The sequence below is a fragment of the Streptomyces sp. NPDC050619 genome, from assembly GCF_040654815.1.
Lineage (GTDB): Bacteria > Actinomycetota > Actinomycetes > Streptomycetales > Streptomycetaceae > Streptomyces.
The window spans coordinates 322,026-340,878 of the sequence record NZ_JBFAIR010000004.1; the positions used below are offsets into that span (position 1 = coordinate 322,026).

16 protein-coding genes and 3 pseudogenes are annotated in these 18,853 nt (G+C 67.6%); 11 read left to right on the forward strand and 8 right to left on the reverse strand.

Translation table 11 applies throughout. The features are described 5' to 3' along the window. Positions 1-398 precede the first annotated feature (398 nt). Positions 399-764, reverse strand: a pseudogene (locus AB0I77_RS09845) (ISAzo13 family transposase); the annotation flags it as partial. An 84-nt stretch (positions 765-848) separates the two neighbouring features. After that, entirely contained in the window at positions 849-1,013 is a 165-nt protein-coding gene (locus AB0I77_RS09850; protein ID WP_363281875.1) for a hypothetical protein, read from the reverse strand. 216 nt (positions 1,014-1,229) lie between these two features. Between AB0I77_RS09850 and AB0I77_RS09855 the strand changes: the two are divergent. From AB0I77_RS09855 to AB0I77_RS09870, 4 genes and pseudogenes are all read left to right on the forward strand, one after another. Continuing rightward, positions 1,230-1,355 (forward strand): annotated as a pseudogene (locus tag AB0I77_RS09855) (toxin); the annotation flags it as partial. Then, positions 1,352-2,542, forward strand: coding sequence for an MAB_1171c family putative transporter (locus AB0I77_RS09860; RefSeq protein WP_363281876.1), 1,191 nt, complete (start codon positions 1,352-1,354; stop codon positions 2,540-2,542). The pseudogene AB0I77_RS09855 and the gene AB0I77_RS09860, both read left to right, overlap by 4 nt. Next, positions 2,535-3,932, forward strand: coding sequence for an FAD-dependent monooxygenase (locus tag AB0I77_RS09865; RefSeq protein WP_363281878.1), 1,398 nt, complete (start codon positions 2,535-2,537; stop codon positions 3,930-3,932). Before AB0I77_RS09860 ends, AB0I77_RS09865 begins: the two co-directional genes overlap by 8 nt. A 525-nt stretch (positions 3,933-4,457) precedes the next feature. Next, a complete protein-coding gene (locus AB0I77_RS09870) occupies positions 4,458-4,997 on the forward strand; it encodes a GNAT family N-acetyltransferase (RefSeq protein ID WP_363281879.1) in 540 nt (179 codons plus the stop codon). A 71-nt stretch (positions 4,998-5,068) separates the two neighbouring features. On the opposite strand, the pseudogene AB0I77_RS09875 reads toward AB0I77_RS09870, so the two are convergent. Further along, a pseudogene (locus tag AB0I77_RS09875) lies at positions 5,069-6,302 on the reverse strand (IS110 family transposase). A gap of 1,004 nt (positions 6,303-7,306) precedes the next feature. Here AB0I77_RS09875 and AB0I77_RS09880 point away from each other — a divergent pair. Both AB0I77_RS09880 and AB0I77_RS09885 read left to right on the forward strand, forming a co-directional pair. Further along, positions 7,307-7,999: a restriction endonuclease gene (locus tag AB0I77_RS09880; protein WP_363281880.1), complete on the forward strand. Its 693-nt coding sequence runs from the start codon at positions 7,307-7,309 to the stop codon at positions 7,997-7,999. 953 nt (positions 8,000-8,952) lie between these two features. Next, positions 8,953-9,444 carry a transposase gene (locus tag AB0I77_RS09885; RefSeq protein WP_363281881.1) on the forward strand — a complete coding sequence of 164 codons (492 nt, stop codon included), beginning with the start codon at positions 8,953-8,955 and terminating at the stop codon, positions 9,442-9,444. Here AB0I77_RS09885 and AB0I77_RS09890 read toward each other — a convergent pair. Beyond that, on the reverse strand, positions 9,393-10,334 hold the full coding sequence (locus AB0I77_RS09890) for a nuclease-related domain-containing protein (RefSeq protein WP_363281882.1): 942 nt from the start codon (positions 10,332-10,334) through the stop codon (positions 9,393-9,395). The two genes, AB0I77_RS09885 and AB0I77_RS09890, sit on opposite strands and share 52 nt — an antisense overlap. 101 nt (positions 10,335-10,435) lie before the next feature. Here AB0I77_RS09890 and AB0I77_RS09895 point away from each other — a divergent pair, with 101 nt between their 5' ends. Both AB0I77_RS09895 and AB0I77_RS09900 read left to right on the forward strand, forming a co-directional pair. Then, complete coding sequence (locus AB0I77_RS09895) at positions 10,436-10,975, forward strand: winged helix-turn-helix domain-containing protein (protein WP_363281884.1); 540 nt, start codon at positions 10,436-10,438, stop codon at positions 10,973-10,975. After that, on the forward strand, positions 10,972-11,514 hold the full coding sequence (locus AB0I77_RS09900) for a transposase (protein WP_363281886.1): 543 nt from the start codon (positions 10,972-10,974) through the stop codon (positions 11,512-11,514). The genes AB0I77_RS09895 and AB0I77_RS09900 overlap by 4 nt, the downstream gene beginning before the upstream one ends. A gap of 73 nt (positions 11,515-11,587) precedes the next feature. Here AB0I77_RS09900 and AB0I77_RS09905 read toward each other — a convergent pair whose 3' ends face one another. Next, positions 11,588-12,277: a nitroreductase gene (locus AB0I77_RS09905; RefSeq protein WP_363281887.1), complete on the reverse strand. Its 690-nt coding sequence runs from the start codon at positions 12,275-12,277 to the stop codon at positions 11,588-11,590. Between the two features lie 94 nt (positions 12,278-12,371). Here AB0I77_RS09905 and AB0I77_RS09910 point away from each other — a divergent pair, with 94 nt between their 5' ends. Continuing rightward, the gene (locus AB0I77_RS09910; RefSeq protein ID WP_363281888.1) at positions 12,372-12,971 is read left to right on the forward strand and encodes a helix-turn-helix domain-containing protein; all 600 of its coding nucleotides are present in this window, start codon (positions 12,372-12,374) and stop codon (positions 12,969-12,971) included. A gap of 960 nt (positions 12,972-13,931) precedes the next feature. Here the strand turns inward: AB0I77_RS09910 and ychF are convergent. Further along, complete coding sequence (ychF, locus tag AB0I77_RS09915; protein WP_363281889.1) at positions 13,932-15,020, reverse strand: redox-regulated ATPase YchF; 1,089 nt, start codon at positions 15,018-15,020, stop codon at positions 13,932-13,934. A 208-nt stretch (positions 15,021-15,228) separates the two neighbouring features. Here ychF and AB0I77_RS09920 point away from each other — a divergent pair, with 208 nt between their 5' ends. Further along, positions 15,229-15,798: a DUF6542 domain-containing protein gene (locus AB0I77_RS09920; protein WP_363281890.1), complete on the forward strand. Its 570-nt coding sequence runs from the start codon at positions 15,229-15,231 to the stop codon at positions 15,796-15,798. On the opposite strand, the gene ppgK is transcribed toward AB0I77_RS09920, so the two are convergent. Further along, positions 15,795-16,541 carry a polyphosphate--glucose phosphotransferase gene (gene ppgK / locus AB0I77_RS09925; RefSeq protein WP_363281891.1) on the reverse strand — a complete coding sequence of 249 codons (747 nt, stop codon included), beginning with the start codon at positions 16,539-16,541 and terminating at the stop codon, positions 15,795-15,797. The two genes, AB0I77_RS09920 and ppgK, sit on opposite strands and share 4 nt — an antisense overlap. A 29-nt stretch (positions 16,542-16,570) precedes the next feature. Continuing rightward, positions 16,571-17,596, reverse strand: coding sequence for a 4-hydroxy-3-methylbut-2-enyl diphosphate reductase (locus AB0I77_RS09930; RefSeq protein ID WP_363281892.1), 1,026 nt, complete (start codon positions 17,594-17,596; stop codon positions 16,571-16,573). A gap of 45 nt (positions 17,597-17,641) precedes the next feature. Between AB0I77_RS09930 and xseA the strand changes: the two genes are divergently transcribed. Further along, positions 17,642-18,850, forward strand: coding sequence for an exodeoxyribonuclease VII large subunit (gene xseA, locus AB0I77_RS09935; protein WP_363281894.1), 1,209 nt, complete (start codon positions 17,642-17,644; stop codon positions 18,848-18,850). Positions 18,851-18,853 lie beyond the last annotated feature (3 nt).

Consider the following 18,853-nt stretch of genomic DNA (forward strand, 5'->3'; position numbering starts at 1 on the left):
CAGACCCACCGAGGAGCCGCCCCCGCCGGGCGAACCGCTGCCGGCCGACGAACCGCCCCCGGCCCACGACCCCCTCCCGGCCGGGGAACCGCTCCAGGCGGACGAACCGGACCCGGCCGGAGAACCACTCCCAACTGGCGAACCCCTGCCATCCAACCAACCAGACCCACCGAGGAGCCGCCCCCGCCGGGCGAACCGCTGCCGGCCGACGAACCGCCCCCGGCCCACGACCCCCTCCCGGCCGGGGAACCGCTCCCGGCGGGCGAGCCGACCCCGCCCAGAGGACCACTCCCAACTGGCGAACCGGCCCCGCCCGAAGAACCACTCCCAGCAAGCGAACCCCTGCCAGCCGACGAACCACCCCCATCCGAGGAGCCGCCCCCGACCAGCGGCCGCTCCGCGAGCTTCCGGGTGGATTTGGTGGTCCAGCGCAACGGCGACATCGGGTCCCCGCGGACATCGGGTTCGACCAGGGAGAGGAGCGCCTTCCGAAGGGCCGGGTTCAGGTCGACGACGCGTTTACGGCCGCCGCCGACCCTGCGGACCCGTCCCAACGGAGCTTCGCCAGAGTCGAGTTCCCGCACCCCGAGCGACACCGTGCCCTCCCGGACACCGGCGGCACGGGCGACCGCCCTGATCCCGCCGTGGCCGAATGACCGGGTCTCCGCCCCTATCAACAGACGACGCTGCCGCTCGTCGAGATGCGGCAGAATCGCCCCGAACTTCGCTGCCAGCACGGCCCGTTGCACTTCCAGCCCACCCATACCGGAGCAACGACCCACCAAGCGGGAAGCCACGAGTTAAAGATCTGCACGCCCTTAGGCCAGCTGCGCCCGGCCGGGCCGGCCTCAAGGAACAGCGGCGGCGATAACGACGCCGACCGGCAGAAATACGACGGCCGCGGCCATGAGCCAGCCGACCTTCCATGAGGTCTTGTCGCCGACCTTGACGCACAATATCGTCACTAGGACGACGTAGACGGTCAGCGGCAGGATGAGGATGCCCGCGCCCACGATTGACTCCTTACCAGTAGCGTGCCCGGAGCCGCCGAGAGAGCGGCCCAGGGCACTTTCGGTCTTACGCCCTGCGGCGTGATGTTGTCGAGGATTCCGGTGCTGTTGTCGTCACAGTGCACGACACCCGCCGGCCGGGTAGCAGGACCGTCACCGATCACTGGTACTGGCGGATCGACGATCCACGGGTTGCCTCCGCTACCGCGTCCGTCCGCGCTATTCGGCCGTGAAGTCCGCACCTGGATGAAAGGCCGGTACGCCGAAGGCCCACTCAACCAGTCAACAGTTGAGGGACGCATCAACGTCTCTCTCACCAGCCGGGGCGGTCGCATACTCTCATGACCCCCTCTTTCCATATCCCCTACGCAGTCCCGACCGTGCTGCTGGCGCTCGCGCTGTTCCTCAAACTCCCCACCTTCGTCCGTGCCTGGCGCGATCCTGAAGTGCGGGCAACCACCCTGCTGCTCTTCTGGGCCACGTCAGCCCTCGTCGTGATCATCCCGGTCAACATCGAGCGGCTCAACAAATTGACGGGCATCCCGAACATCGCGACCCCGTGGGCCTACTCCTTCTTGACCGCCTCCTGCGCCACCGGCCTGACCATGATCATGCGCTGGAGAGAGGAACCGTCCGAGCGGCGCCGCCGCAAGATCCGACGCATCTACTGGATCTACGTTGGCATCATCGCCGCTCTATGGGTGACGTTCTTCCTGGCCAGTGTGCCGGAGCCGCGCATCTACGACCTTGACACCTACTACGCCAACACGCCCTGGATGCGCGAAAACATCCTGCTCTACCTCGTCGCGCACCTGGGTTCATGCCTCACTGCGTCTTCCATTTTGTGGAAGTGGTTCCAGGAGGTAGAAAACCCTTGGTTGAAAACAGGCGTTGTCTTCCTCCAGGTCGGGTTTGCACTTGGCCTAGTTTTCGACGCAGCCAAACTGACTGCAGTCACAGCCCGCTGGTTCGGAATCAACTGGGACTGGCTCAGCACGAAAGCTGCACCGCCCTTCGCCCTGATGCAGGCAGTCCTCGCGGCTGTCCGCTTCATCATTCCTCAGACAGGTCCCGCTCTGAAGCGCTGGGGCCGAGACCAGAGCGAATATCTGCGGCTCTGGCCGTTGTGGCGAGCAGTGCGCGGGCTCATCCCAGCCGCCGCGCCCGCGCGCTTTGGCTTCTGGGTTCCTCTCGACCTGCGCGTGATGCAACGCCAACAGCGTATACATGACGCACTGCGCATCCTCGCCCCGTACTTCAACTCAGGCCTCTACCACAAGGCGTACGCAGAGGCGGTGACCACCCACAATGAGGCTAAGGCCCGCGTGATCGCAGGTGCCGCGGCCATCCTCGACGCGATCGCCTCCTACCGCAATAGCACGCCTACCCACACCAGCAAAGAGCCCCCGCAAATCGGCCCCGAAATCACCAACCACATTGCCGCTATTTCAGTCGCTCTCTACCGTCCTCGCTCACTCGACAGCCTCCGCCAGCGGGTGACCAACACAGAAAACCTGAACACACATGCCTGACAGCGTCACCATAGGCCGGCCCACCGCACTCGTCATCGGCGCCAGCGCTGCCGGACTCTTCGCGGCCGCAGCACTCAGCGAGTTCGCCAATGTCGTGATCATCGAACGCGACCACCTGCCCGACGGACCCGAACCTCGTCGCGGAGTCCCCCAGGCCCGGCACGCCCACTTAGTATGGAGCGGCGGCGTTCTCGCCTTCAACGCTCTGCTGCCTGGCCTCACCGATGACGTCGTCGCCCGCGGTGGGCGCATGGCCCACATCATGGCCGACATGGTCTCCCGCGCCCCCAACGAAGTGTGGTTCCGCCGCTTCCTTGCCACCCATCACCGCAACGTGGTCTGCTCCCGCGATCTGCTCGACGCCGTGATACGAGACCGCGTTCTTGACCACCCGCGAATCATTCTCCGTGAGAACACCACTGCACTGTCCCTCAAAGGCGACGCCGCCCGGGTCACAGGCCTCCGGGTCAGGAGTGGCGAAGAAGAACTCACCATCAGCGCCGACCTCGTCGTCGATGCCTCCGGCCGCGGCTCCCGCGCCGCTCAATGGCTCATCGACTTGGGCCTCGCCAAAGTCACCGAACGGGAAGTCAACGCAGGCATCACATACGCCACACGCCTCTATAAGGCCCCAGCCAGCGCCAGCAGCGACTTCCCACTCATCAACGTGCAGGCCAACCCCGCCAGTCCACCCAGCCAGGGCGGCATCATCCTGCCCATCGAGAATAACCAGTGGCTCGTCACTCTGGGCGGCACCCGCGGTGGCGAACCCACCGCCAACTCGGACGCCTTTGTGGCCTTCGCGCTAAACCTAGGGGACCCCATAATCGGCGAGCTTATCCAGAACGCCGAGCCCATCAGCGACATCGTCACCACCCACAGCACCGCCAACCACCGCCGCTATTACGAGAAAATGAAGCGCTGGCCCGATGGCTTCACTGTCCTCGGTGACGCCGTTGCCGCCTACAACCCCGTCTACGGACATGGCCTGACCGTCGCCGCCCAGGGCGCCGTTGCCATCCGGGATGTCTTGCGCTCCACTGACCTCACAGCCACCGGCACAGCACGCCGTCTCCAGCGCGCTGCCTCGCATCCCGTCGCTGCCGCGTGGGACTTGGCCATCGGGCAAGATGCCTTCTACCCCGGTGCCACCGACACCCCGCCCACCACGGTGGAGAAAGTCCTCGCACGGTTTGTCGATCGGGCTGTCGCCACCGGAGCCAGGAACCCGCGTGCCATGGGTGCCCTTCTGGACGTGATGAGCCTTGAGAAACCGGCAACCCGCCTCTTCTCGCCAGACATGCTCATCCCCATTCTCTTCGGCCCGAAAAAGCAGCACCTGCAGGGGCCGCCTCTGACCGAGGCAGAGCGGAAGGCCGCCGTTCGCTAACCGCCGTCAGACTTGCCGATCAAGGCCCCCGCACGCGACCAAAGCAGGCGGGACCCTCGGCTCGTCCCACCGGCGGGAATCTGATCAGACCCTTCCGATGTTCTCGAGCTCCGCCCCCCGAGGCGCGACGCATCGCGCACCTCTGGAACTGCGACGGTTCGAACCCGCATAGCGCTGGAGGTGCCGGAGAAGCCTGATTAGTTAGGCTTGCAAATACGCGTTTTCGGCAGATACACCGAAATGGTCACAACGAGCGTATCTCCGCGGGTCACAGTGGGTGTGTCACGACCAGCCCTTGATTGCGGCTCCTGCCAAGGACTCGAACCTGCGGCCAGTCGCCGACGATCTACCGATTCAGCGACAACCGTCTCGGTCATCAGCTGCCCGCCCCCCGCCAGGCGACTTCCCCCCGTTCCCATGCCCCGTGTCCCCCGCCCTGCCCCTCCGAGGCATCTCAGGGGGATAAGAAGTCAAGAGGGACCACGAGTCTTGATCGCTACTGATGCCACTGATTGGCTGGCCGACATGGATGATCTCGGACCCGTTGCGTGGCCGCCTGCACCGATCAAGACCGAGAGGCTCGTGCTGCGTGAGCCCGAGGCTCCGGACCGTTCGGCGTTCGTCGAGCTGCACGCCTCGCCGGAGGTGCACACCTACCTCGGCGGTCCCCGCCCGCGTGACGAGCTTGAGAGCGAGATGCCCGAGGTGCCCGGGCGGCGGCCCGGGAGTTTCGTCGTCGATCTCGACGGAGCGATGATCGGCCAGATCCTGCTCAGGAGAGCAACGGAGCACCATTGCCCCGCTGCCGTGGGGAAGGTCGATCTCGGCTACCTTTTCCTGCCGCGGGCGTGGGGATTCGGGTATGCCGCCGAGGCGTGCGCGGCGGCACTTGGCTGGCTCGAAGGCGTCCTTCCCGGTGAGCCGGTGGTGCTCGCCACGCAGACCGCCAACGTCCGCTCGATGCGCCTCGCGGCAAAGCTGGGGTTCACCGAAGTAGAGCGGTTCCGGGCCTGGGACGCCGATCAGTGGCTCGGCCTGCGGGCCCCGGTCACGCCCTCCGATTGAGTTCGCGCTCGACAGCGTGGATCTGTCGAAGTGCCGTTGTTCTCGTTGACGAAGCCGGGCGGGTTCGCGGGTCATGCAGGCGCTGGAAGGAGTGGCGCGAAGGCGCGTTGTTCGTCGAACGGCTGTCGGGTCTGGAGACAGTGGTGGAGCTGGCCGAGGAAGCGGTTGAGCAGGTGGCGCTGGGCGGCGTTGTGCCAGTCTCCGTGCTCGCGCCTGCGCCGGTAGTGGGCGTTGGCTCCGGGGGAGGCCTGGAGAGCTGAGAAGGACCACAGGAAGCCAGCATTTATGAGCCGGTTGTTCTTGACGAAGCGGCGGCCGACGAAGCGTTTCTTGCCGGAAGCACGGGTGATCGGGGCGGACCCCGCGTAGGACTTCAGCGCTCTGGCGTCGGAGAAGCGGTTGCGGTCGTCGCCGATCTCGGCGAGGACACGTGCCCCGAGCAGGGGCCCGAGGCCGGGGAAGCTGAGCAGGATCTCGCTGTCGGCGTGCTGGCGGAAGGCCTCGGCGACGGCTGCCGCGAGGTCGTCCGCGGCCTGGCAGGCGGCGTCCAGCTGTTTGAGGAGGGCCAGGAGCTGGTGGCCGAAGGCGTCCTCGACAGCTGGGAGCTGGCGGGCGTACTCGGAGCGGAAGATGCCTCGCAGACGCTCGGTTTCGCTGTCGAAGGAACGAGTGCGGCCGCTGCGCTTGAGAGCTGCTCGTAACTGGGCGAGGGTCAGTTTCGCGGCCCTGGTCGGGGTCGGGGCCAGGGTGAGGATGACGCGGGCGTCGGGGCGGGTCAGGCCGTCCTCCTTACCCTGGAAGGCATGCAGGGCGGCCGGGTAGTACTCGCGCAGTAGGGAACGGACCTGGTTGGCGACCTGCTGCCGGTGCCAGACGGCGTCCTGCTGAGCTCGGGCCAGGACGGTGATGGCCTGGGCGAGTTCGGAGTCGGCGGGCAGCGGCCGGTGGGCGTGCATGTCGGTGCGCAGGATGTTCGCCAGGACCAGGGCGTCGCCCGGGTCGGACTTCTTTCGGCTGACGCTGCGCCGGTCGCGATAGCGCGCGGCGGCGAGCGGGTTGATCGCGAAGACCTTGCGGCCGCCGGTGCGCAGGGCCGCCACCAGCAGGCCGTGGTTGGTTTCGATGGACACCGGTATCGGATTGTCCGGGCTGTCGCCGTGGCTGGCCAGGAGGTCCAGCAGCTTGCTGTAGCCGGCCGCGTCGTCACTGACGCGGGCTTTGGCGAGCAGGGTGCCGGTGTCGTCGACGAGAGCGATGTCGTGGTGGCGTTCGGCCCAGTCGATGCCGCCCGCAGAACACGGTCAAGCTGTCCTCCTAGATCAGTCCGTTTATGCAGGTCACGAGCACATGCGGGTCACGCGGCGCCCTAATCCAAGGACTCGTCGGTCCGCCATCTCAGTAGCCGTTCGCGACACCAGCGCACCCCAGGGGCCCCGGTCTGTATGCAGAGCTCGCGGGCTCGCGGATGGAACGAGGGGTCGGCCCTGGGGCGGGCTCGCGCCGTAACGGTCAGCGACCGGCCGGGCGTTGGATTACGAGGTCTCGCGGTGGTGCGAAGGCGCCGGGCCGCCGGTCTAACGGGAGGCCTCGCGGGCCAGGCTGACCACAGGCGTAACCCGGCGCCCACGTCACCGCCACGAGCAGGGAGGGACAGCGGCGCCGGTCTCAAAGCGGGTCTCAAGGACCGTGAGGGCCGAAGGCGTCCGCCGTCCCCGCGCAAGCAGCTCGCCAGTCCCTTGCGGGGGCCGGACCGAGCTGCCTACACCCTGGATTAGAGAGGGCCGGGGTGTGGGACGGAGCCCCGCGTAGTCCTGACCCGCAGCCCAATCGCCCGTCGCCAATGGGCGATGATTTTCTGCCACGTCGATCACTTGTCGTGATCTAAGGGTGACGTGTTGTCAGTGCCGGGTGTCAGCATGGCCTGTTGCGTGGGGATCGACGACTGAGGGGGAGGCGTCAGTGCCTTGGATTGACCCGTACGTGAAGGCTGACGGAACGTGGGTGCGCGGGCACTACCGCTGGGCGCCAGGTGCGCGGGGCCAGATGGCGATCTTAGCCGGGGTGGCCGTAGCGGTCGTAGTCCTGGGAGGGAGCGGCGGGTCTGCCGCTGGCGGGAGTGGAACGTCTCTCCGGCCGCGGCCCACGACGTCCTACCCGATCCAGTGGACTGGATTAGAGAAGCAGGCGGCCCGGCCGGCGCCGAAGCCCACGGTGTCGTATCCGGTCCGGTTTGAGGGAACGGAGCGGAAGCCGCGGCCGCTGCCGACGCCCACGGTCTCCTATCCGATCCCGTGGGATCGGGGTGACCGGTGACGCGGCGGCCAGCACGGCGCCGGAGTGGACGGCGGCGGACGAGGAAGTCCCAGCGCGGGGAACTCGGGGCCGTGCTGCTGGCATCCGCCGTGGCGATCTCGCTGTTCGTGGCCCTGGTGAACTGGCTGGTGGAGAACTGGTGGGTGCTGGTGCTGCTGGTCATCGTGGCGGCTGCTCTCGGCGGCGGGTGGCTGTATCAGCGCAGGCAGAGGGCCCGTTGGGAGCAGGTGCGGGCGGAGGGGCTGCGGTACACGCTGCCCCAGCTTGACGCGCTGCATCACCGGCAGTTCGAGTACGCGGTCCGGGACTTGATGCGCCGCGACGGTTGCAAGGACGCGGCCCAGGTCGGCGGCACCGGCGACAACGGCGCGGACGTGACGGCCACCGATCCCTTCGGGCGGCGCTGGGTGATCCAGTGCAAGCACCGTCGTGCGGGGCTGGCGGGCTCGGCAGTCGGCACCCCGGACCTGCATGTGCTGAGCGGCACGGGCCGTCAGCTGCACGGCGCGGACGTCGTCGTGCTGGTGACGAACGGCCGTTTCTCCTCCAAGTGCGCTCCGCTGGCCCCACGGCTGGGGCTGCACCTGGTGGACCGGCACCTGCTGAGCGAGTGGGCGCCAGGCTCACGTCCGCTGTGGGATCTGCTGAGGCAGCTCCCTCCGCCCCCGAAGGGGTCTGCTCTGTCGTGAGGATGGGCTGTCGCCAATTGGTGACTTGCTACGGGAGCCGAGCGGGCCGTTTCCGGCTCCATCCGTGCCGGGCGGTGGCGTGTGCATGGCTCGCCGCCGACGAGGCGGAGGTACGCGGCGCACTACAGCCAGGCCCCGGCCGGCGAACGCCTGGGCGGCCTCGGCGAGCCCGTACGGGGGCGAACAGCGCTACACCCCCTCTAGATCAAAGGAGTTGGCGCCCGTCGACTGTCAGTGGGCGCCTGTACCGTCGTACTCCGCCCGAATTGGGCCTACTCTCCGCTCCTGCTTGACTCACCCGAGGAAATCCCTGATGCCATACGTTCGTGGGCACTACCGCCGGGACGGTACCTATGTCCGGCCGCACCACCGCCGCTCCAGGCGGTCGACCCGTACCTCCTCCTCCACCCGCCCTGGCACCTACTCCCGTGTCGGCACGACCGTGCCCACTCGACCCGCTCCGGCAAGCGCGACGACACGCGTGCGGGGCCACTACCGCAACGGCTCCTATGTCCGGCCTCACTACCGCCGCATCAGCACTCCTGCTGCCGTGGCGGCGGCCGTGAGAGGTGGTGGCCTGTTAATCCTGCTCGTTGTGCTGGCGCTCCTGAGCGGCAGCGGGACGGGCTCCCAGGACGGATCGGCCAAGCAGCCGACGACGTCCGTAAGTTCTCCAGCCGGAACTTCATCTCGATAGGAGGCCAAAGCTCTTCCCTCCGACGGCGGCACTGCCATCGGGAAGCGGGGGCGTCGGACGAGCAGCCGGAAGCGATGGCTGGACACTGAGTGGAGCACCGTCGATCTGGTGGCCGACGCCCCGCTGCCGCCGGCTACGCAGCCGGCTCAACTCCTGGATGTGGTCGAGCGGGGCAGGAAGGAACGGGGCTTGACCCCTGAGCCTGGACACACGAGACACTAGATCTTGAGGATCTGAGAACGGACATCTCGTGGTCATGAAGCACTACCCGCCGGAATTCAAGGCGGACGCGGTCGCGCTGTACCAGTCCCGCCCGGGAGCGACGATCAGGTCGGTTGCCGCTGATCTGAGGGCCAACCCGGAGACTTTGCGGAACTGGGTGCGGGCTGCCGGGGCAAGTCGGCCCCGGGGCCGCCGGGCGGAGATATCTGCCGAGCCGGCCACGTCCCTGGAGGCGGAGAACACGGCCCTGCGCAAGAAGGTCCGCGAGCTGGAGGAGGAGCGCGAGATCCTGCGCAGGCTCGCGGCCGGCGTTCTGCCCGCGAGCGGGGCAAGTCCGACCCGACCGACGCCGAGGCACTCGCCGGAGTCGCTCTGCGAGATCCTCACCTACGCAGAGCGCCCCTGGAAGGGGCCGGCTGTGACGCCAAGCCACAGCGCCCCAGGATTGCGACTCGCACTCCGTGTGGGGCCCCGTCATGTGCCATTGAGCCGCAACCAGTGGCGGGCATCGCGAGCCACCGCGTAAATATCTGCCACCTCCGACGGGCCAAATTCCACGTCCGCCGAGTCAAGTTCGTTAATAAGTCGGGTCCCCTCCATGATCAAGACACCTTCGGATCGGTGCTCCCCCACCACGGCTGAAACACCAACGTAGGCGAGCGCGGGCCGGACCTCGACGTCGCGTCGCAACGAATGCGATAGCACCTCGGCCGCGCTCTCGGCTTCACTCCCGCTGCGCTGCAGCAACTCCGGATCAGATGGTGCACCGCTCTCCGTCACACCGGTGGACGTAACAGAGATCCGCTTCCGAGGCCGGTTCTTGGTGTTGATCGCCCAGATACCTCCAGGTCCAATGGCCAGATGGTCGATGTCCCCGCCCACGGGGCACGGAACGGAGTGCAACACTTTCCAGCCCCGCTCCTCCAAAAGGAGCAGAAGGTCGGCCATCCTCTCCTCGCCCTCGATGCCCTTGTGCCAAGACGAGTTCCCCAGTGCCCCACCGGTCTCGGCAATGGCCTGCCTGACCAGCGCTTCACCGGGCTCATTCCGTGCAAGGTCGTGCACTGCGGGTAAGCCATGGCCACGGGGATGTGACCGAGGGGTACTGATCCTCGGCGGGCGATTCGGCGGACGTGGGCTACTGGGGCTCCGGGTGCGGGGCCTTACGCGGTGGTGCACGTGCCGCTCCCCTCTGCGCTGGGCGGGCACGAGAAGCGACACGAGTACCGCTACGACAACCCAGGCACCAAACACCCATAGGAAAATCTCCATTGGCCCCTCCCCTATCCTTTCCGGGCTCCCACAGGCATGCCATGCACGCAGACGACTCAGGGCTCCCGATCTGCTTCGGGTGGCTCCCTCACCCTCATTCCCCTCCAGGTGCATGAAATGATCAACGGCTTGTCCTCTCCTCATATTCCGTGCCCCCGACCGAGTATTACTGACTTCGGCGTTATGGCGTCTGGGGCTTTGTCGGGTCTGGTGACAGGGTTCGTCGTGGCTGGTAGCCCGGAAGTATGCGGTATCCAGACGGGGGCGGGCTGACCGCCGATCAGCGCACGCGCCGCGAAGAGGTACGCCTGCGGGCCGCTGACCTCTTCGGGGAGGACGTGAAAGTACTGTGCATCGCCCGGGAGTTACGGGTGAGCGAGAAGTCGGTCTACCAGTGGCGCCGCGCCTGGGAGGCCGGCGGGCGGCAAGCGCTGTGCTCCAAGGGGCCCCCGGGCTACGACTGCCGGCTCGGCCCCCGCCTGCAGGCTGAACTCGCCGCCTGGCTGGAAGAAGGGCCGGCCTCGCACGGCTGGACGGACGACCAGGTGTGGACCGCCGCTCGGGTACGCACGCTGATCGGGCGGAAGTTCCACATCTCCTACAGCGTCTCCGGTGTCACCCGGCTGCTGCACCGGATGGGCTTCAGCGTGCAGATGCCCGCCCGGCCCGCCGCCGAACGTGACGAGGACGCCATCACCGCATGGCGGGAGGTGACCTGGCAGGAGGTAAAACCCTCCGGGCGGCGACCGGCGCGTTCGTCTGCTTCGAGGACGAAGCGGGCGTGACCGGCCGTCCGCCCAAGGGCCGCACCTGGGGCCGGCGCGGCATCACCCCGACGGTGCGCGTTTCCGGCCGTGGCCGTGGACGGCTGTCGGTGGCCGGGCTGCTGTGCTACCGGCCCGGCCTGCCCGCCCGCCTGTGCTACCGGCTGCGCCGGCATACCGGCCGCAAGGGCGGGCGTCGCTCGCTCGGCGAGAGGGACTACATCCGCCTGCTGGATGGCGCCCACCACCTGCTGAAGGCCCCGCTGATCGTGGTGTGGGACCGGCTGAGCACCCACATCTCCAAGGCGATGCAGACGCTCGTGGCCGAGCGGGACTGGCTGACGGTGGTCCTGCTGCCCGGGTATGCGCCCGACCTCAATCCAGTCGAGGGCATGTGGGCGCATATCAAAAGGAGCCTGGCCAACCTGGCCGCCCGCACCCTCGGCGAGCTGGAGACTCTGCTCCGCAGACGGCTCAAGACGCTGCAGTACCGGCACCGCGTCCTCGGCGGATTCCTCGCCGGGACGGGCCTCACTCTCGACAGACCGGACCGACCCTGAAAACGCCGAAGTCAGTAACCCACGGACAGCCGAAGCGTCGAGCTCCGGGCTACGCCCAGGTCACTCCTCACTGTCAGCCGTGGAATGTTGTGGTCTCCCTCAGCGTGGCACGCTCAGTGATGATGTGGTTTACCGGTGCGGCGTCGTCGGCGTATCCGAACGAGATCCCGACGAGCAGTTTTCCTGTGGTGACGCCGAGTTCGGCGCGTACCTCGTCGGCGTAGAAGCTCAGCAGTCCCTGCGGGCAGCTGGCCACGCCATACGCGGTCATCGCCAGAAGTAGCGTCTGCATGTAGGCGCCGACGTCGGCAGCCAGCCGCGCGTTGTCCTGTTCGGCGACGAAGAGGAACGCGACATGCGGTGCACCGTAGAACCCCAGGCTCTCGGCGTCATATGCCGCGCGCGCCGCATGGTCGTCAAAGCCGATGCCCAGTGTCCCGTAGAGCTGGCCGCCGAAGGCGACCCGCCGCTCCTGCTGCACCGGCGAGTAAAGGTCATCGCTGTACGGGAAGTCGACCGACACGCGCCGTGCGGCGTGGGCCTCCTGAAGGGACGCCGCCAGACGGTCGCGCGACGCGCCACTGACGACCTCCACCCGCCACGGCTGCGCGTTGGAGTTGGACGGCGCCGCTCCAGCCAGCGAGAACATCGTGTGCATCGTTTCTTTGGGCACGGGCTCGGGCCGGAAAGCCCGCGTCGCACGTCGGGCACGGATCAGCTTCTCCGCGTAGCTGCTCAGCTCGGTGTGGTCGGACCAACTCATGGGACTCCTCATCGATGTAAACGTGTCCGTTTACTTGAGGTGAGATAGTAGCCCCGCGCCCCGAGCAAAGTAAACGCGACCGTATGCTTCCTTCATGGGCACGATGGGTGACACGACGCGGCGAGGAGGGCGAGGCGCAAGGGAACGCATCCTGGCAGCCGCCGCCCGACTGTTCGCGGATCAAGGGATCGCTGGGACCGGCATGGAGCAGGTCGCAGAGGCGGCACCGGTGTCCAAGCGGACCCTCTACGCCCACTTCCGCTCCAGGGACGAACTGGCGATTGCCTACCTGCAGGCGCTGGCCTCGTCGGGGAACACCATGGAGGGTGTGCTGATCCGTGAGGACCTCAGCCCTCGCGAGCGGATTCTTCGCTTGTTCGATCAACCCACCCCGGACACGCCTTCGGTGCGAGGGTGCCCCTTCATCGACGCAGCGGCAGAGTTCCCCGATCCGAAGAATCCGATCCACGCCTACGCCCGCGAACAGAAGCTCCGGATGGTGCAGTTGGTCACCGATCTGGTGACGGAACTGGGCTGCAGTGAACCCGCCGCACTCGCCGAGCAACTGGTGACCCTCGCGGACGGAGCAGCCAGCCGTGCCATGGTGCTGAACCAGGCGGACTACGGCCAGCACGCGCGCGCGGCCGCGAAGACCCTGATGGAACAGGCACTCACGCCTCCCTCAAGACGCTGACTTGCCAACGAAGACGAACGCCGCCTGCGGCCAAAGCCAGGCCAGGTGCGTAGGGCTCCGTGGCGGCCGCTTCCTGCTCCGACTACGTCATTCGGGATCAACCACCGCGTCCGCCTCGGCCGCGACGACTACGTCCGCGTCGGTACTGTCGACTACTCAGACCCTAAACGCCGAAATCAGCAGACCGGTATGAGAACGTCGATGAAGGCCTGAAGAATTCACCGGCCCACCTAGGGTCGACCGGACACCCCTCCACCATCACCGTGGCACAAATCCGCAACTCAGCGACTTGTCCACGACCAGTCAAGTTTCGTGGCTCCTGGGGAACTCGAACCTGCGGCCAATCGCCAACGATCTATGGATCTGGCAGGACAACCGTCTCGATCACCAGCTGCCCGCCCCCGACCGGCGACTCCCCCCTTTCCCATGTTCCGGGTCCCCCGCCGGGGGCTCCAACCTGCGCAGTGCAAGCCAGCTCCCAGAAGCGCGATCACCACGGTCAACCGACACGCTTCTTCGGCAGAACCGCCGACATGTGACGGCGAGCGAATCTCCGCAGGTCACGGGGAGTGCGTCACGACCATCCCTTGATTGCGACTCTCGCCCAGGACTCGAACCTGCGGCCAGCGCGGCCGCGGGACCGCCATGGCGTCCGGCCAACCGGCCCTCGCGGGCGACTACAGGGCCGTTCACCCCATCCAGGCCCCCAGGGCGCGGCTACCCGAAACGCTCGGCCCACGCGGGCATACGCGCGGCCCTCCGAACTGACTCACCGTTCAGCTACATCCAGCCGCGATCCAGCCAGCGTGCGGAGAACGACGGATGACGACAGGTGACGAAGCGTCAGATCATCCAGCCAAAATCCAGCCACGGGTACGCGAACGGGGTCGACCCAGATTCGGATCGACCCCGTTTGACCTGGCAGTTTGCTAATTCACTGGATCCACGGTAATGCGTGGCCTATACATTGAACCGGAACTCCACCACATCCCCGTCCCGCATCACATAATCCTTGCCCTCCATACGCGCCTTGCCCTTGGCCCGCGCCTCCGCCACCGAACCGGTCTCGACCAGGTCGGCGAAGGAGATGACCTCGGCCTTGATGAAGCCCTTCTGGAAGTCGGTGTGGATGACGCCTGCGGCCTCGGGGGCGGTGGCGCCCTTCTTGATGGTCCAGGCGCGGGATTCCTTGGGGCCGGCCGTGAGGTAGGTCTGGAGGCCGAGGGTGTCGAAGCCGACGTGGGCGAGGGTGGCGAGGCCGGGCTCTTCGACGCCGACGGACTGGAGGAGTTCCAGGGCCTCCTCCTCGTCGAGCTCGGCGAGGTCGGCCTCCAGCTTGGCGTTGAGGAAGATCGCCTCGGCGGGGGCGACCAGAGCGCGCTGCTCGGTCTTGAAGTCCTCGTCGATCAGCTCGTCCTCGTCGACGTTGAAGACGTAGAGGAAGGGCTTCGTCGTCAGCAGGTGCAGGTCGTGCAACGGCTCCGCGCGCTCGCTGCCCTGCACGATCCCGTGCGAGAAGAGGGTGTCGCCCTTCTCCAGGATCTCCTGCGCCTCCTCCACGGCCTTCGCCTTCGGAGCGATGTCCTTCTTGATCCGCGACTCCTTCTGGAGGCGCGGCAGGACCTTCTCGATCGTCTGGAGGTCGGCGAGGATCAGCTCGGTGTTGATCGTCTCGATGTCGTCCTTCGGCGAGACCTTGCCGTCCACGTGCACGACGTTCTCGTCCTTGAAGGCGCGGATGACCTGACAGATCGCGTCCGACTCACGGATGTTCGCCAGGAACTTGTTGCCGAGGCCCTCGCCCTCCGAGGCCCCCTTCACGATGCCCGCGATGTCGACGAAGTCGACCGTGGCCGGGAGGATGCGCTGGGAACCGAAGATCTCGGCCAGCTTGGTGAGGCGCGCATCGGGGACGCCCACGACACCGACGTTCGGCTCGATCGTGGCGAACGGGTAGTTGGCCGCCAGCACGTCGTTCTTGGTCAGGGCGTTGAACAGGGTCGACTTGCCGACATTCGGCAGACCGACGATTCCGATCGTGAGCGACACGTTGCGACTTCCCGGAGTGAGAGGGCTGGCGTGAGAGAGGAGAGAAAGGGTGAGAGCTGGGGCGGCCCTGGGTCAGGCCTGGGGCCGATCCACCAGTCTACGGCGTGCCCGGCCCCGTCCCGGCGAGCTGTTCGAACGCTTGGCCAAGGTCTGCCCGACGGCGTGTCTGAGGGGCGATTCGACACATAAACCGACCTAAGTTGGTCCGGTGGAGCAATACAGGACGCGCCCCCCGCAGTACGGAACGCGACGCGATACGCCCCCGCCACCCCTGCCGCCGCAGGCGGCACGGGGCGCGAACGGCCGCCCGGCGCGGCCCGCGAAGCCCGGCGGAACCAGCCGGCCAGGACCGGCGCGCGTCCGGCCGCCGGTCCAGGCCGTACGACGGCTGCCCAACCCACGGCTGACCGGGCTCGGCAGCGGACTGTTCTGCGGGGCACTGATGTTCCTGCTCGGCTGCGTCGACGCCCTGCTGTTCGGGTCGTCGCTGACGGTCTACGGCGTGCTGTTCATCCCGGTGTGCGCGCTGACCGCCCGCTGGATCCGGCGAGGCGATCTGGTGACCGCCCCCGTCGTCGTGCCGATCGCCTTCGCCGTGGGGCTCTTCCCCGTGGCCGACAGCAGTGGCGGCCTCTTCGGCCGGCTGATGGGCATCTTCACCGCGCTCGCCACTCAGGCGGGGTGGCTGTACGGGGGGACTCTGGTCGCCGGATCCATCGCGACGGTACGGAAGATCCGCCTCATGAACCGCCGACCGAGCGGGAACCGCCAGTCCTAGTCCCCCTTCGTCGCCTGCATCGCCGCCCCCACGATCCCCGCGTTGTTCTGAAGCTGCGCCGGGACGATCTCCGCCTTGATGCCTTCGATGTAGTGCAGGAACTTCTCCGACTTGCGGCTGACGCCGCCGCCGATGATGAACAGCTCCGGCGAGAACAGCATCTCCACATGGGCGAGGTACTTCTGGACGCGGTGGGCCCAGTGCTCCCAGGTCAGGTCCTCGTCCTCCTTGGCCTTGCTGGAGGCCCGCTTCTCCGCGTCGTGGCCGTGCAGTTCCAGGTGGCCCAGCTCGGTGTTGGGGACCAAGACGCCGTCGACGAAGACCGCGCTGCCGATGCCCGTGCCGAAGGTGAGGAGGATCACCGTGCCCCGGCGGCCCTGGCCGGCGCCGAAGCTCATCTCGGCGACGCCCGCCGCGTCCGCGTCGTTGACCACCGTCACCGGGAGGCCGCCCAGGCGGTCGCCGAACAGCACGCGCGCGTCGGTGTCGATCCAGCTCTTGTCGACGTTCGCCGCCGTACGGATCGTGGCTCCGCCGGTGACCACGCCCGGGAAGGTGAGCCCGACCGGTCCGGTCCAGCCGAAGTGGTCGATGACTTGTCTCACGCCGTCCGCCACCCCGTCCGGTGTCGCCGGGTGCGGAGTCAGCACCTTGAAACGCTCTTCCGCCAAGTCGCCCCTGTCCAGGTCCACAGGGGCGCCCTTGATCCCGGATCCACCGATGTCCACGCCGAAGATCTGCATGGCCCTACGTTACGACGGTGGACTGACAGTCACTGCTGCGAGGTGCCCTCGGGGCCGGCTCCGGTGCGGTCCGCCACCAGCGCCGCCGCCTCCTCGCGCAGGTCGCGGCGCAGCTCCTTCGGGAGGGAGAAGGTGATGGACTCCTCGGCCGCCTTGACGATCTCGACGTCCTCGAAGCCGCGCTGCGCCAGCCACTCCAGAACCTGCTCGACCAGGAGCTCCGGTACCGAGGCGCCGGAGGTCACGCCGACCGTGGACACGCCCTCCAGCCAGGCCTCTTCGATCTCGTCGGCGAAGTCCACGAGGTAGGCCTCGCGCGAGCCGGCGAGCTTGGCGACCTCGACGAGCCGCTTGGAGTTGGAGGAGTTGCGGGAGCCGACGACGATCACCAGCTCGGCCTCGGCGCCCATCTGCTTCACCGCGAGCTGGCGGTTCTGCGTGGCGTAGCAGATGTCGTCGCTGGGCGGGGAGATGAGCTGCGGGAACTTCTCCTTGAGCGCGTCGACGGTCTCCATGGTCTCGTCGACGGAGAGGGTGGTCTGGGAGAGCCAGACGACCTTCGACTCGTCGCGGACCTCGACCTTGGCGACGTCCTCGGGGCCGTCGACGAGCTGGATGTGGTCGGGGGCCTCGCCGGAGGTGCCGATGACCTCCTCGTGGCCCTCGTGCCCGATCAGGAGGATGTCGTAGTCGTCATTGGCGAAGCGGACGGCCTCCTTGTGGACCTTGGTGACCAGCGGGCAGGTCGCGTCGATGGTGGCGAGCCGGCCCTGCTGGGCCTCGTCGTGGACGGTGGGTGCGACGCCGTGCGCGGAGAACATGACGATGTTGCCCGGGGGCACCTCTTCCGTCCGTTCGACGAAGACGGCGCCCTTCCTCTCCAGGGTCTGCACGACGTACTTGTTGTGGACGATCTCGTGCCGGACGTACACCGGAGCGCCGTACTGCTCCAGGGCTTTCTCGACGGCGATCACGGCGCGGTCCACTCCCGCGCAGTAGCCACGGGGGGCGGCGAGCAGGACACGGCGGCCAGGCGAAGCAGTCATGGGAACCATCGTAAGGGTGCCGGGGTTGTCATACCCGGCCGTTACCCTCGCGGCATGGCTGTCAACACGTCCCCCGAAGCGCCGCTGCCCGTCGGTGAGATCTCCCGGCTCATCGGGGGCTGGATCGACCGGCTCGGGGCCGTGTGGGTCGAGGGGCAGATCACCCAGTTGTCGCGGCGGCCCGGTGCGGGGGTCGTGTTTCTGACGTTGCGTGATCCGTCGTACGACATCTCCGTGAGCGTCACCTGTTATCGGCAGGTGTTCGACGCCGTCGCCGATGTCGTGAGCGAGGGCGCGCGGGTCGTCGTACTGGCGAAGCCCGAGTGGTACGCGCCGCGGGGGCAACTGTCGCTGCGGGCCGCCGAGATAAGGCCCGTGGGGGTCGGGGAGCTGCTCGCGCGGCTCGAGCAGCTGAAGAAGTCCCTTGCCGCCGAAGGGCTGTTCGCGGCGGAGCGGAAGAAGCCGCTGCCCTTCCTGCCCCAGCTCGTCGGGCTCGTCTGCGGGCGGGCCTCCGCCGCCGAGCGGGACGTCCTCGAGAACGCCCGGCACCGCTGGCCGGCCGTCCGCTTCGAGGTGCGCAACGTCGCCGTGCAGGGTGTGCACGCCGTGCCGCAGGTCGTGCAGGCCGTCAAGGAGCTCGACGCGATCGACGACGTGGACGTGATCATCGTGGCCCGTGGAGGCGGGAGCGTGGAGGATCTGCTGCCGTTCTCCGACGAGCAGCTCATCAGGACTGTCGCGCAGTGCCGTACACCCGTCGTGTCCGCCATCGGGCACGAGCCCGACAATCCACTCCTCGATCACGTCGCCGACCTGCGGGCCTCCACCCCCACCGACGCCGCCAAGAAGGTCGTACCGGACGTCGGCGAGGAGTACGAGCGCGTGCGGTTGCTGCAGAATCGGGCGCGCCGGTGTGTCGAGGCGTTCATCGAACGGGAGGAGCGCGGGCTCGCCCATGCGCTCGCCCGGCCGTCGATAGAGGATCCGCACCGGATGATCGACGAGCGCGCCGACCAGGTCGGCTCCCTGCTCGACCGCGGGCGCCGCACCCTGGGGCACCTCCTCGACCGCGCCGACTCGGAACTGACGCACACGCACGCGCGCGTGGTGGGCCTTTCCCCGGCGGCGACCCTGAAGCGGGGGTACGCCGTGTTGCAGAAGACCGACGGGCATGTGGTCCGCGACCCCGGCGAGGTCACGGGCGACGAGGTCCTGCGCGCGCGGGTGGCCGAGGGTGAGTTCGTGGTTCGAGTCGATGCATAAGGT

Excerpts from the sequence above, each read along its gene's own strand:
- AB0I77_RS09860 (WP_363281876.1), top strand. The coding sequence starts at position 1,352 with ATGACCCCCTCTTTCCATATCCCCTACGCAGTCCCGACCGTGCTGCTG.
- AB0I77_RS09865 (WP_363281878.1), top strand. The coding sequence starts at position 2,535 with ATGCCTGACAGCGTCACCATAGGCCGGCCCACCGCACTCGTCATCGGC.
- AB0I77_RS09870 (WP_363281879.1), top strand. The coding sequence starts at position 4,458 with ATGGATGATCTCGGACCCGTTGCGTGGCCGCCTGCACCGATCAAGACC.
- AB0I77_RS09885 (WP_363281881.1), top strand. The coding sequence starts at position 8,953 with ATGAAGCACTACCCGCCGGAATTCAAGGCGGACGCGGTCGCGCTGTAC.
- AB0I77_RS09890 (WP_363281882.1), bottom strand. The coding sequence starts at position 10,334 with ATGAGGAGAGGACAAGCCGTTGATCATTTCATGCACCTGGAGGGGAAT.
- AB0I77_RS09895 (WP_363281884.1), top strand. The coding sequence starts at position 10,436 with ATGCGGTATCCAGACGGGGGCGGGCTGACCGCCGATCAGCGCACGCGC.
- AB0I77_RS09905 (WP_363281887.1), bottom strand. The coding sequence starts at position 12,277 with ATGAGTTGGTCCGACCACACCGAGCTGAGCAGCTACGCGGAGAAGCTG.
- AB0I77_RS09910 (WP_363281888.1), top strand. The coding sequence starts at position 12,372 with ATGGGCACGATGGGTGACACGACGCGGCGAGGAGGGCGAGGCGCAAGG.
- ppgK (WP_363281891.1), bottom strand. The coding sequence starts at position 16,541 with ATGCAGATCTTCGGCGTGGACATCGGTGGATCCGGGATCAAGGGCGCC.
- AB0I77_RS09930 (WP_363281892.1), bottom strand. The coding sequence starts at position 17,596 with ATGGTTCCCATGACTGCTTCGCCTGGCCGCCGTGTCCTGCTCGCCGCC.
- xseA (WP_363281894.1), top strand. The coding sequence starts at position 17,642 with ATGGCTGTCAACACGTCCCCCGAAGCGCCGCTGCCCGTCGGTGAGATC.